The sequence below is a fragment of the Streptomyces sp. NBC_01314 genome (assembly GCF_041435215.1).
Lineage (GTDB): Bacteria > Actinomycetota > Actinomycetes > Streptomycetales > Streptomycetaceae > Streptomyces.
Genome location: NZ_CP108394.1, coordinates 3,034,523 through 3,047,507 on the forward strand (window position 1 = coordinate 3,034,523; position 12,985 = coordinate 3,047,507).

Below are 12,985 nucleotides of genomic sequence, written 5' to 3' on the forward strand. Positions count from 1 at the left end.
GCCATGGTTCGAAAAATCGAACACCGTTCGCAAGTTCGAGCAGAAGATAGATGTCAGCCAAGAACACGTCAATGGAACCGGCCGGTTCGATTCATGATTCCGGTGCACCGAGCACCACGGTTCCCGACAGGAAGGGCCGGGCAAGCCTGGTCGTGGTGGCTGTCCGTCCGCATGCCAGGCTGTTGGCCGAGGTCTCGCCCACTGCCGGGCCGAGATGCACAGCCGGATGGTCCGCGGGGCTGTGCACAGTCCGACCGTAGGCCGCGATCGTCGAACCGTTCCGCGCCGTTGAGTCGATCACGGAGGTCACGGAAGTCGCGGGTGGCGAACTCGTCGCGGCCATGTCGACCGCCGAGCCGCTGGAGGTCGCGCATCGCACGGTCGGCGGCGACACAGGCATCGGTGCGAGGTGTTCCATTCTCCACCCTCTTGAAGTGCGGAGATTTCCCCGCGCGCTCGGGCCGCTCGCGAGAACGCCGACTGCGCAACCATTGACACAGCGCTGCGAACAGGACAAAGATCTCGCCTGCAACCACGTTATTGAATCGTTTCAAAAGCGCGGAATCTATAATTCCGATTCCTCCCCCTCCGGGCTGCCGACGCGGTTGCCACCCTCCCCGCACCTCTCCTAGGAGCCCGCGATGCACGATGTGACGCGCCGGTCCGCTCTGCGTTCGGCCATAGCCGTGGCCCTGGCCCCCACCCTGGGCTCACTCGTCCTGCCCGGCTTCGCGCCCACCGCGTCCGCCGCGGTCTCGTGGACCGCCAAGTGGATCTGGGCATCCTCCAGCTCGGCGAACCAGTGGGTGGCCTTCCGCAGAACGATCACCCTGGACTCCGCGCCCTCGAAGGCCGTGACCCAGATCGCGGCGGACTCGAAGTACTGGCTGTGGGTCAACGGCACCCTCGTCGTCTTCGAAGGCGGCCTCAAGCGCGGCCCGAACCGTACGGACACGTACTACGACGAGATCGACCTCGCCCCGTACCTGACCAGCGGCAGCAACACGGTGGCGCTGCTGGTCACGTACTTCGGAAAGCAGGGCTTCTCGCACAGCAGCAGCGGCAAGGGCGGACTGCTGTTCCAGTCCGACATCGAGACCGGTTCGACCACCACCCGGCTGGTCAGCAACACCGGCTGGAAGCACAAGGTCCACCCGGGCTACTCGAACAACACCAGCGGCACCCAGGTCAACTTCCGGCTGCCGGAATCGAACGTCTACTACGACGCCCGCAACGCCACCGCCATGGCCGACTGGCAGTCCTCCGGCTTCGACGACAGCTCCTGGAGCGCACCCACCGACTTCGGCGCCGCCGGCGCCGCGCCCTGGAACGGCCTCGTCGAACGGCCGATCCCGCAGATCCGCTACTCCGGCCTGAAGTCCTACACCAACAACGCCTCGCTCCCGGCCACCGGCCAGGGTTCCACCGCGATCTGGGCCACCCTGCCCTCCAACATCCAGGTCACCCCCTACCTGAAGGTCGACGCCCCGGCCGGCACCGTGATCGGAATCCAGACCGACCACTACGACGACGGCAAGGGCCTGGTCGGCATCGACCAGGCCACCATCTTCAACGTCCGCGCCACCTACGTCTGCACCGGCGGAGTCCAGGAGTTCGAGGCGCTGGCCTGGATGAGCGGTACCGCCGTGCGGTACATCATCCCGGCGGGCGTGACCATCATCGACCTCAAATACCGGGAGTCCGGCTACGACACCGACTTCGACGGCTCGTTCACCAGCAACGACGCCTTCCTCGACACCGTGTGGACCAAGGCCGCCCGCACCATGTACGTCAACATGCGGGACAACTACATGGACTGCCCCACCCGCGAGCGTGCCCAGTGGTGGGGCGATGTGGTCAACCAGCTGAAGGAAGGCTTCTACACCTTCGACACCAACTCCCACGCCCTGGGCAAGAAGGCCATCGCGCAGCTGGCCTCCTGGGCGAAGGACAGCGGAGCGCTCTACTCCCCGATGCCCTCGACCATCTGGACCGCCGAACTGCCCAACCAGATGCTCGCCTCGGTATGGTCGTTCTGGACCTTCCACCTCTACACCGGCGACACCAGCACCGTCACCGCCGCCTACCCGGCGGTCAAGAAGTACATGGACCTGTGGAGCCTGGGCAGCGACGGCCTGGTCGCCCACCGCACCGGGGACTGGGACTGGCAGGACTGGGGCACCAACATCGACACCCGCGTCCTGAACAACGCCTGGTACTACCTGGCCCTGGACACCGCCGCCAAGCTCGCCGACCTCAGCGGCAACACCGCTGACGTCGCCGGATGGCAGGCCCAGCGCGCCAGCATCAAGGCCAACTTCGACACCCTGCTGTGGAACTCCACGAAGAACGAGTACCGCTCACCCGCCTACAACGGCGACACCGACGACCGCGCCAACGCCCTCGCCGTCGTCGCGGGCCTGGCCACCCCCAGCCACCACCCGGCGATCACCAACGTGCTGCGCACCCACCGCAATGCCAGCCCGTACATGGAGTTCTACGTCCTGGAAGCGTTGTACCTGATGGGTGCGGCCACCGTCGCGGAGGAGCGGATGCGCAACCGCTTCGCCGCCCAGGTCGCCGACCCCGCCTGCCACACCCTGTGGGAGGTGTGGGTCAAGTCGCAAGGCACCGACAACCACGCCTGGAACGGCGGCCCGCTGTACGCCCTGTCCGCCTACGCCGCGGGTGTGCGCCCCACCACAGCGGGTTGGGAAACCTACGAGGTCATCCCGCAGACCGGCACCCTCACGAAGATCAACACAGTGACGCCGACCGTCGAGGGAACCATCCGCTTCGGTATCGAGCGCGACGGCACTCAGGTGACCCTCACCCTCACCTCGCCCAGTGGGACGACGGCCCGTGTCGGTGTGCCCACCTACGGCGGCTCCCAGCCCGTCATCAAGGCCAACGGCACCACCGTCTTCACCGGCGGCTCCTCCACGGGCAGCGTCAGCGGTCTGAGCTACGACGGCAAGGACTCCTCGTACGTCTACTTCAAGGTCCAGCCGGGCACCTGGACGTTCACGGCCACAGGCACCGGCCGCCTGGACAACCTGGCCCTGGGCCGGACGGTCACCAGCAGCAACAGCCTGGAGAACACCAACTGGGGCAAGAGCCGGCTCACCGACGGCAAACTCACCAGCGTCAGCGGCGCCAGGGGCTACACCAGCAACGACTTCGCCTCCGCCGACGTCAGCGCCACCCCCGTCTGGGTCGAGATCGACCTCGGCGCCGACACCGACCTCGACGCCGTACGCCTCTTCCCCCGCACCGACACCCAGGCGGCCGGGGGTGGTACCGCGGGCTTCCCCGTCGACTTCACGATCCAGACCCGCCCCGACGGCTCCAGCACCTACACCACCGCCCGCACCGTCACCGCCCAGGCCAACCCCCAGGGGCTCGTCCAGACGTACGGCTTCAAGACCACCACCGCCCGATACGTCCGCCTGCAGGCCACCAAGCTCGGCACCCCCGCCACCGACGAGTCCACCAAGTTCCGCCTCCAGCTCGCCGAACTCACCGTCCCCACCGCCGCGACGGCCGTCACGGCCAACTACACGCTGGAGAACAGCGACTGGGGCAAGACCCGGATCCTGGAGGGCACCACCACCAGCGTCAGCGGTGGCAAGGGCTTCACCAGCATCGACTTCCCCGCCGCCAACGTCAGCGACACACCCGTGTGGATCGAGGTCGACCTCGGCGCCGACCGCTCCGTCGACTCCGTCACCCTCCACCCGCGCACCGACGCGAGCGGAGCCGGCGGCGGCTCGGCGGGCTTCCCCGCCGACTTCACGATCCAGACCCGCCCCGACGGCTCCAGCACCTACACCACCGCCCGCACCGTCACCGGCCAGGCCAACCCCAGCGGAGCCGCCCAGACCTACACCCTCACCTCCACCACCGGCCGCTACCTGCGCCTGACCGCGACCAAGCTCGGCACCCCCGCCTCCGACGAGTCCACCAAGTTCCGTCTGCAGCTGGCCGAGATCGTCATCAAGTAACACGCCCCACAGCCGACAGCGGCCCGCCCCAGCACACCCACGTGCCGGGACGGGCCGCCCGGTGAACAGCGACCACTGGATGAACGAGTTCGGCTCAGGCCGGGGTCCTGCCGCTGTGCCGTTCCGGGCTGAGCCGGCCTTCGAGCATGTCGATGACGGTCTTGATCCACTGGCGGCCGCTTCGACAGTCTCGAGGCAGGCGGGGACGGTCTCGCGGAAGGCGGGGCAGGGGAGTAGGGCGGAGTCGATCCGACGGAGGCTTCCGTGCCAGGTCGGAAGTCCCGGAACAACACCTTCCGCAAGCAGCAGTGGAACGTCGACGCGGACGGCACCGTCACCCCCGTGAACGGCGGCCTCTGCCTCGCCTCCACCGGCGCGGGAACCGCCAACGGCATCCAGCTGGTCCCGTGGATCCGTGACGGCGGCAACGAACAGGAGCGGACACGGTCGTAGTCCGCACGGCGGTGTGAAGCGAGGGCCCGATCCGAACGCGGATCGGGCCCTTCGCAGTCCCCGGCCGTGAACGGGGAGCGGGGTCGCCGCGCAGCCGCCCCTCTCCGCGCCGCTGCTCGATGGTGCTCCTGACCTGGCGGCGGTCGCATCCTGCGGGGGCAACCGCCCTGGGCCGGTCCGGGAGCAGGACATGGCAGCCGGTCGTCTCCTCGTGATCGTCCGGGCCGGCGACGGCTCCGGCTGGAGAACCGCGCTGGTGACCGCGGCATACCGATGTCGACCCGATCTGTTACAGAGTATTGACGTTGCGCTGAAAAATTGTAGATTCTGCCCCAACCTTTCCGCCCCGGGCCCACCTCAGGAGATGCCATGGGTGCTGTCTCTGCTTTCCCTCTGTCCAGAACCGTCGCGCTGTCCAGAACCGTCGCAGGGCTCGCCCTGGGCGCCCTGGTGCTGTCGGGCTGCGGGTCGAGCCTCGACGAGTCCACCGGGAGCGGAACCGAAGAGGACCGGTCCGGCGGCAACGTCAAGATCGGGCTGCTGGTGCCCCTGTCGGGCGTCTACGCGCCGCTCGGCGAGGACATGAAGGCGGGCTTCGAGCTCTACCTCGACCAGCACGACGGCAAGCTCGGCGGGCGCAAGGTCGACCTCGTGACCGCCGACGAGGGTGAAAGTCCGCAGACCGGCGTGCCCGCAGCCCAGAAGCTCGTCACGCAGGACCAGGTCACCGCAGTCGCCGGGGTGGTCAACTCGGCCACCGCACTCGGTCTGCGGGACTTCTTCGACGAGTCGAAGAAGCCGCTGCTGGTCGCCAACGCCGGAGCCGATGACATCACCGGGGCCCGCAAGTCCGAGTACGTGTGGCGGACGAGTTTCAGCAACGGGGGGGTGTCCGGTGCCCTGGGGCAGGCCGTCGCCGATGAGGTCAAGGGCGGTGTCTACCTCATCGCGGCCGACTACGCCGCCGGCAAGGAGATGGTCGCGGGCTTCCGTAAGACCTTCGAGGCGGCCGGCGGCAAGGTCGCGGGCGAGAAGTACACGCCCTTCGGCAAGACCCAGGACTTCCAGCCCTACCTCTCGGCGATCCGCAAGTCCGGCGCCGACGCCGTGTACGCCTTCTACGCGGGCGCGGAGGCGGTGAACTTCGTCAAGCAGTACAAGCAGTTCGGCCTCGCCGACAAGACGGCGCTGTACGGCACCGGCTTCCTCACCGAGGGCGGGGCGCTCGCCGCGCAGGGCAAGGCCGCGATCGGCGTGAAGACCTCCCTGCACTACTCGACCGAGCTGGACACGCCGGTCAACAAGGAGTTCGCGGCCGCTTACCGGGCGGAGGCGGGCAAGGCCCCGACGGTCTACGCCGTGCAGGGCTACGACACCGCCGCCGTGCTCGACAAGGCGCTGGCCGAGGCGAGCGGCGACAGCGGTGACGCGCTGGTGAAGGCGCTGGGCAAGGTCGGCTCGATCGACAGTCCTCGCGGCGCGTGGAAGTTCGACGCCGACCACAACCCGGAGCAGACCTACTATCTGCGTGAGGTCCGTGCCGACGGGGACACCGCCGTCAACGCGGTCCTCGGCGAACTCGGCTGAGCGCGGCCGGCATGGCTACCCATCTGGTGAGCGTCCTCAACGGGCTGGCGATGGGCTCCCTGCTCTTCGCGATCGCTCTGGGCCTGTCCCTGGTGTTCGGCATGATGGACGTGCTGAACCTCGCCCACGGCGCGGTCTACCTGGTCGGCGCCTATGTGGCGGTGGCGCTCGTGTCCGACGGCTCGGGCGTGGCGGCCTTCGTCCTGGCCGTGCTGGCCGCCGCGGCCGCCGGGGCTCTCCTCGGGGGCCTGCTGGCCGGCCTGACGCGGGCCACCTCCCACCATCTCGACCAGGCCCTTCTGACGCTCGGCGTGGCCCTCGTGGTCGCCGAGGTGGTGTCGCTGGCGTTCGGCAACGACGTGCACTCGATCGCCGCCCCAGCTCCGGCCGCCGGGGGCGTCACGGTGCTGGGGGAGACGTACCCGGTCTACCGGTTGCTCGTGATCGGGTTCGGCGTGGTGCTGGCGGTGGCGGTCTACTTCCTGGTGGAGCGCAGCCCGCTGGGCTCGGTGATCCGCGCCACCGTCGCCGACCGCGCGATGGTGTCGGCGCTGGGCATCAACACGGGCCGGGTGCTGGTCGGGGTCTTCGCGGCGGGCGCGGCGCTGGCCGCCGTCGGCGGCGTCCTGGCCGGGCCGATTCTGGGCGCCCAGCCCGGCCTGGACGAGAAGGTGCTGCTGCTCGCCCTGGTCGTGGTGGTGATCGGCGGCCTCGGCTCGGTCCGCGGTGCGCTGCTCGGCGCCGTACTGATCGGGCAGGTGCAGGCGCTCGGCACGGCGCTGCTGCCCGAGTACGCCTCGTTCCTGGTCTTCGGGGCGATGGCCCTGGTCCTGCTGGTACGGCCGGCGGGTCTGCTCCCGGCACGGACGGCGGTGCACGCATGAACCTGAAGGCGGTGAAGGCGGTGAAGGCGGTGAAGGCGGCGGAAGGCGATGCGTCCGTGCCGCACGACACGACCCCGGTACGCGAACCGCTCGACGCGAGCGGCGGTGGGTTCGGCGCCGGTGGAGGGGGACCGGAGCGCCGCAGGGCCGTGGTCGCCGTCGCGGTCGTAGCCCTCCTGGCGGCGGCCCCGCTGGTGCTCGCCCCCTATCCGGTGTCGGCCATGACCCGGATGCTGGCGTTCGCGGTGCTGGTCCTCGGTGTCGACCTGCTGACCGGGGTCACGGGCCTGCCGACGCTGGGCCAGGCGGCGTACTTCGGTGTCGGTGGCTACACGGCGGTACTGGTCGGTGTCCATGTCACGTCGGACGCGATGGTGCAGGTGCTGGCGGCCCTGGTCATGGGGCTGCTGGCGGCGGCGGTGACCGGATGGGTCGCCGTTCGGGCGGGCGGGCTGGTGTTCCTCATGCTCACGCTGGCGATCGGGGAGACGGTGCACCAGGTGGCCGACAGCTGGTCGGCGGTGGGCGGCAGCAACGGCCTCGCCGGGATGCCCCCGATCAGCCTGTTCGGCGGATCGCCGCTGCTGGTCGCGGGGTTCGTGTACTGGTGGGCGCTGGCTGCGGCGGCCCTGGTGTTCGCGGTGGTCGCGTTGGTGGTCCGTTCGCCCTACGGGCGGACACTGCGGGGCATCCGTGACAACGACGCCCGGATGAGGGCCCTCGGCTACCGCCCGGCGCTCGCCCGGTACGGCGTCTTCTGCCTGGCCGGAGCCGTCGCCGGGGTGGGCGGTGCCCTGTGGGCGCAGCAGGCCCGGTTCGTCTCGCCCGGCGACATGGGATTCGAGGTCGCGGCGCTGGCACTGCTCAGCGTGGTCATCGGCGGCGCGGGAAGCCTGTGGGGCCCCTGCCTCGGCGCGGCACTCGTCCTGCTCGTCCGCGACAACCTCTCCGCCTCGATCGGCGGTCATGGCCCCCTGGTGCTGGGCGCGGTGTTCGTCGCCGTCGTCTTCCTGCTGCCGCGAGGCCTGTCGGGCCTCACAGGTGCCCGACTGAAAGTCCTTGGCCGCGCTCGCCGCCGGAAGGAGAACATGTCGTGACCACACTCCTGGAACTGCGCGGACTGACCCGCTCCTACGGTTCGCTGACCGCCGTCGACCAGGTGGATCTGACCATCGCCCGGGGCGAACGGCACGCGCTGATCGGACCCAACGGCGCCGGCAAGTCCACGCTGTTCGCCACCGTGGCCGGGACACTCCGGGCCTCCGCCGGCGGCATCGTGCTGGCCGGGCAGGACGTCACGGCACTGCCGGAGGCGGAGCGGGCCCGGCGTGGCATGGTGCGCACCTTCCAGCACTCCAGCCTGTTCGTCGACTGCTCGGTGCTGGACAACGTCGCCCTCGCGGTGCAACGGGTCCACGGGGTGGCCCACCGGTTCGACCGGGCCGCGCGGCGCTTTCGGCGCACCGAGGCCGAGGCCCGCAGTCACCTGGACTCGGTCGGGCTGGCCGGGCGTGCCCGGGACAAGGTGGCCGCCCTGTCCCACGGCGAGCGACGGCAGCTGGAGGTCGCGATGGTCCTCGCCACGGAACCCGCCCTGGTGATGTTCGACGAGCCCACGGCGGGCATGTCCGCCGCCGAGACCGAACGGTTCGTGGCTCTCATGGAACGCCTCCCCGAGCACCTGACCGTCCTCATCGTCGAGCACGACCTGGACGTGGTGTTCCGGCTGGCCGACCGGGTCACCGTGCTGCACCTGGGCAAGGTCCTCGCCTCCGGCCGGCCGGAGGAGATCCGGGCCGACGAGGCGGTGCGGCGGGCCTACCTCGGCTCCGCCAGAACCGAGGACCTGTTCGCCGACACCGGAGGGCCACGATGACCGAACTGCTCAGCGTGCGCGGGCTGCGCGCGGGATACGCGGGCACCACCGTGCTCGACGGGGTCGACCTCACCGTCGCCGCCGGCACCGTGGTGGCTCTGCTCGGACGCAACGGCGTCGGCAAGACCACCTTCGTCCACACGGTGATGGGAATGCTCAAGCCGTACTCCGGCAGCATCCGCGTGGACGGCCGCGAACTCGCCGGAGCGGCCGCCCACACCGTCGCCCGCAACAGGGTGGCGATCGTTCCCCAGGGGCGCCGCGTGTTCGCCCCGCTCACCGTCGAGGAGAACCTGAGCCTGGCGGCCAGGGCCGCCAGAGGCGAACGCGGCCCCTGGACCCAGAAGCGCGTCTACGCACTGATGCCACGCCTCGCGGAGCGGCGCGGCAACCGGGGAGACCAACTCTCCGGTGGGGAGCAGCAGATGCTGGCGATCGGCCGGGCGCTCCTGCGCAATCCCCGGTTGCTGCTCCTGGACGAACCGTCGGACGGACTCGCCCCGGCGGTCGTCGACCTGATCGCCGGCGTGCTGGAGGGCCTGCGCGGAGAGGGCATCGCGGCCGTACTCGTGGAGCAGGACCTGCACCTGGCCTTCCGTCTCGCCGACGAGGTGGCCGTGATGCAGAAGGGCCGCATCGTGCACCGCAGTTCCACCACCGACTTCCGGAAGGACCGCGAACGGGCCCACAGCCTCCTCGGCGTGGGCTGACACCGGGGCGCGCGGACCTCGGCGTCCGAGGCCCCGCGCCGCGACCACACTCACGAGCACAAGGAAATGGATGCGATGAAACGCCCCGATTCCCCAGCGCGTTCGCACCGGTTCGCCCGCCGTTTCCGGCCCGTACTGGTTGGCATGGTCCTCACGATGGGGCTGACGGTCCTGTCCCCGGCCAGTCACGGAGCCGCACTGCCCTCCGGTGACCGGCCCTCCGGTGATCCGGTCAGATCCTGTGCGAGCCTGACCGAGCTGACCTTCACCGACGGCACCCGCGTCACCAGCGCCGGGGAGGCCCCCGGCACCCCCGCGATCTGTCACGTGCGCCTGACCGTGCCGGAGAGCGTCAACATCGCGGTCTCCTTGCCGGCGCACGGTTGGAACGGACGGTTCCAGGGCGTCGGAGGCGGCGGTTACGCCGGTGTCCTGACGCCCCCCGACGACGCCGCGAAGGCCGGCTACGCCGCGGCGGCCACCGACACCGGCCACACCGGATCCCCCGTGTCTGGCGCCTGGGCGTGGTCGCCCACCGGGATGAAGCAGAACCTGATCACGGACTTCGCCCGCCGCTCGGTGCACGAGATGACGGTGAAGGGCAAGGCGGTGACCGGGGCCTACTACGGAAAGGCACCTGACCACTCCTACTGGAACGGCTGCTCGACCGGTGGCAGGCAGGGCCTGATGGAGGCTCAGCGCCACCCCGAGGACTACGACGGCATCCTCTCCGCGGCACCAGCCATCAACTGGGACCGGTTCATCCCGTCGGAGTTGTGGCCCCAGGTCGTGATGCGGGAGAGCGGCCATGTCGTCAGCTCCTGCACCTTCGAAGCGGTCAACAAGGCGGTTGTCGCCGCCTGTGACGGCAAGGACGGTGTCACGGACGGGATCGTCGACCCCCGGACCTGCCGCTTCGACCCGTCGAAGCTGATCGGTGAGCAGACGTCCTGCGGCACCATCACCGCCCAGGACGCGGCCGTGGTCAAGAAGATCTGGGAGGGCCCGCGCCGCCAGAACGGCTCCTTCCTCTGGTACGGCCTGACACCGGGCACCTCGTTCGCCGGCCTGGCCGGCAGCACCCCCACCGGCCAGGCCGCGCCGTTCCCGATCACGACCGACTGGTTCACGTACTGGCTGGCCAAGAATCCGGACTTCGACTGGCGCAGTGTCACCACGGCCGACTTCGCCGACTGGTTCGACCGGTCCCGGGCCGAGTACCACGACGTGATCGGCACCGACGACCCCGATCTCGGAGCATTCCGTGACGGGGGCGGCAAGCTGATCCTGTGGCACGGATGGGCCGACCAGCTGATCTTCCCGCAGGGCACGATCGACTACTTCCAGCGCGTGGCCGCCGAGATGGGCGGACAGGCCCGCGCCGAGCGGTTCGCACGGCTGTTCATGGCTCCGGGCGTCGAGCACTGCGCCGGCGGTCCCGGCGCCGCACCGGTCGATCCACTCGCCGCGCTGGTGAAGTGGGTCGAGCAGGGTGATGCCCCGAAGACCCTCCTGGGCCGCAACGCGGACATCACCCGGCCGCTGTGCCGCTGGCCCGCTGTCCCCCGTTACACGGGCCACGGCAGTACGTCCGACGCCGCCAACTTCCGTTGCGCCGCTGCGTACGACCCGCAGCGGCGGTAATCCCTTACGTCAACGTTCTACAAAACCTTGACGTATATGGGTTCTATTGTAGAAGATTCCCCTATCGGTACCCAAGCACGAGGAGGCGCTCGTCATGGTGGTGGCAAGTAACCCGGACGCGGCCCAAGCCGCGCAGGGCACACCGGAGGCCGCGGCCCCGGTGGTGGTGACCTTCGACCGGCGCCCGGACGCTTACCGGCACTGGAGGCTGAGCACGGACGGGCCGGTCGCGTGGCTGGAGATGGACGTCGACGAGCAGGGAGGCCTGGTCCCCGGGTACGAGCTGAAGCTCAACTCCTACGACCTGGGCGTGGACATCGAGCTCTACGACGCCCTCCAGCGGCTGCGGTTCGAGCACCCCGAGGTGCGCTCGGTGGTGCTGACCAGCGCCAAGGAGAAGGTCTTCTGCGCCGGGGCGAACATCCGGATGCTGGCGGCTTCCTCGCACCAGTGGAAGGTGAACTTCTGCAAGTTCACCAACGAGACCCGCAACAGCATGGAGGACGCCTCGGAGCACTCCGGGCTGACCTTCATCGCCGCGGTCAACGGCTCCTGCGCGGGCGGCGGTTACGAACTCGCCCTGGCCTGTGACCGGATCCTGCTGATCGACGACAACTCCTCGGCGGTGGCCCTGCCCGAGGTCCCGCTGCTCGGCGTACTGCCCGGCACCGGCGGCCTGACCCGGGTCACCGACAAGCGCCGCGTCCGCAAGGACCTGGCCGACCTGTTCGCCACCCGCAGCGACGGCGTACGCGGCAAGACGGCGGTGGACTGGCGGCTGGTCGACGAGGTCGTCCCCCGCCGCGACTTCCGCACGATCGTCGAACAGCGCGCGCTGGAGGCCGCCGAACGCAGTTCCCGTCCGGCGGACGCCCGGGGCATCGCCCTCACCCCGCTGGAGCGCGAGATCACCGAGGACGGCATCACCTACCGCCATGTGCGCGCCGAGTACGACCGCTCCCTCGGCCTGGTCCGCATCACGGTCAAGGGTCCCGGTGAGGTCGCCCCCGTCGATGCCGCCGCGCTCCACGCGCAGGGTGCCGACGGCTGGCTGTTGGCCCTCACCCGGGAGCTCGATGACCTGATTCTGCTGCTGCGGACGAACGAGACCGAGCTGGGCACCTGGGTGCTGCGCACGGAGGGCGACCCCACGCTCGTCCAGGCCCATGAGCGGGCCGTGCTGGGCGCCGCCGCCGAGGGGGACTGGCTCGGCAACGAGATCGTGCACTACTACAAGCGCACCCTGAAGCGCCTCGACGTCACCAGCCGCAGCCTCATCGCGCTCATCGAACCGGGCAGCTGCTTCGCCGGGCTGCTGCTGGAGCTGGCCCTGGCCTGCGATCTGCAGTACATGCTGGACGGCCCGCCCATCGAGGACCCCGACAGTGACGACCGGGCCCTCCTCACCCTCTCCGAGGCGAACTTCGGCGCCTTCCCGATGGGTAACGGCCTCACCCGCCTCCAGTCCCGCTTCTACCAGGAGGACGACCACATCGACTGGCTGCGCCGCGAGAGCGGGCAGCCCCTGAGCCCCGCCCAGGCCCGCGAGCTCGGCCTCGTCACCGACACGCCCGACGACATCGACTGGGAGGACGAGATCCGCATCGTCCTGGAGAGCCGGGCGGCGCTGAGCCCGGACGCGCTGACCGGGATGGAGGCCAACCACCGGTTCGTCGGCCCGGAGACCATCGAGACCAAGATCTTCGGACGGCTCACCGCCTGGCAGAACTGGATCTTCATACGCCCCAACGCCGCCGGCCCCGAGGGCGCGCTGCGCCGCTACGGCACCGGCCAGAAAGCGGTCTACGACCGGAAGCGAGTGTGACC

The 12,985-nt window shown here is 69.8% G+C and carries 9 protein-coding genes; all 9 read left to right on the forward strand.

All coding sequences use genetic code 11. From position 1 onward, the window contains the following. Positions 1–641: 641 nt before the first annotated feature. The 9 genes from OG622_RS13365 to boxC all read left to right on the forward strand — a co-directional run bounded on the left by OG622_RS13365 (position 642) and on the right by boxC (position 12,983). Positions 642–4,004 (forward strand): discoidin domain-containing protein, encoded by a 3,363-nt coding sequence (locus OG622_RS13365; RefSeq protein ID WP_371576060.1) that lies wholly within the window; start codon positions 642–644, stop codon positions 4,002–4,004. Positions 4,005–4,268: 264 nt separating this feature from the next. Further along, positions 4,269–4,457 carry a hypothetical protein gene (locus OG622_RS13370; RefSeq protein WP_371576062.1) on the forward strand — a complete coding sequence of 63 codons (189 nt, stop codon included), beginning with the start codon at positions 4,269–4,271 and terminating at the stop codon, positions 4,455–4,457. 369 nt (positions 4,458–4,826) lie between these two features. Then, positions 4,827–6,044 carry an ABC transporter substrate-binding protein gene (locus tag OG622_RS13375; protein ID WP_371576064.1) on the forward strand — a complete coding sequence of 406 codons (1,218 nt, stop codon included), beginning with the start codon at positions 4,827–4,829 and terminating at the stop codon, positions 6,042–6,044. 11 nt (positions 6,045–6,055) lie between these two features. Continuing rightward, positions 6,056–6,928 (forward strand): branched-chain amino acid ABC transporter permease, encoded by an 873-nt coding sequence (locus tag OG622_RS13380; RefSeq protein ID WP_371576065.1) that lies wholly within the window; start codon positions 6,056–6,058, stop codon positions 6,926–6,928. Then, positions 6,925–8,025: a branched-chain amino acid ABC transporter permease gene (locus tag OG622_RS13385; RefSeq protein ID WP_371576067.1), complete on the forward strand. Its 1,101-nt coding sequence runs from the start codon at positions 6,925–6,927 to the stop codon at positions 8,023–8,025. Before OG622_RS13380 ends, OG622_RS13385 begins: the two co-directional genes overlap by 4 nt. After that, complete coding sequence (locus OG622_RS13390) at positions 8,022–8,804, forward strand: ABC transporter ATP-binding protein (protein ID WP_371576068.1); 783 nt, start codon at positions 8,022–8,024, stop codon at positions 8,802–8,804. Before OG622_RS13385 ends, OG622_RS13390 begins: the two co-directional genes overlap by 4 nt. Positions 8,805–8,809: 5 nt before the next feature. After that, positions 8,810–9,514 carry an ABC transporter ATP-binding protein gene (locus OG622_RS13395; RefSeq protein WP_371584088.1) on the forward strand — a complete coding sequence of 235 codons (705 nt, stop codon included), beginning with the start codon at positions 8,810–8,812 and terminating at the stop codon, positions 9,512–9,514. Between the two features lie 156 nt (positions 9,515–9,670). After that, the gene (locus OG622_RS13400; RefSeq protein ID WP_371576070.1) at positions 9,671–11,158 is read left to right on the forward strand and encodes a tannase/feruloyl esterase family alpha/beta hydrolase; all 1,488 of its coding nucleotides are present in this window, start codon (positions 9,671–9,673) and stop codon (positions 11,156–11,158) included. Between the two features lie 94 nt (positions 11,159–11,252). Continuing rightward, positions 11,253–12,983, forward strand: a complete 1,731-nt coding sequence (gene boxC / locus OG622_RS13405; protein ID WP_371576072.1) for a 2,3-epoxybenzoyl-CoA dihydrolase — start codon at positions 11,253–11,255, stop codon at positions 12,981–12,983. The last annotated feature ends 2 nt before the right edge of the window (positions 12,984–12,985 follow it).

Excerpts from the sequence above, each read along its gene's own strand:
- OG622_RS13380 (WP_371576065.1), top strand. The coding sequence starts at position 6,056 with ATGGCTACCCATCTGGTGAGCGTCCTCAACGGGCTGGCGATGGGCTCC.
- boxC (WP_371576072.1), top strand. The coding sequence starts at position 11,253 with ATGGTGGTGGCAAGTAACCCGGACGCGGCCCAAGCCGCGCAGGGCACA.
- OG622_RS13375 (WP_371576064.1), top strand. The coding sequence starts at position 4,827 with ATGGGTGCTGTCTCTGCTTTCCCTCTGTCCAGAACCGTCGCGCTGTCC.
- OG622_RS13385 (WP_371576067.1), top strand. The coding sequence starts at position 6,925 with ATGAACCTGAAGGCGGTGAAGGCGGTGAAGGCGGTGAAGGCGGCGGAA.
- OG622_RS13365 (WP_371576060.1), top strand. The coding sequence starts at position 642 with ATGCACGATGTGACGCGCCGGTCCGCTCTGCGTTCGGCCATAGCCGTG.
- OG622_RS13400 (WP_371576070.1), top strand. The coding sequence starts at position 9,671 with ATGGGGCTGACGGTCCTGTCCCCGGCCAGTCACGGAGCCGCACTGCCC.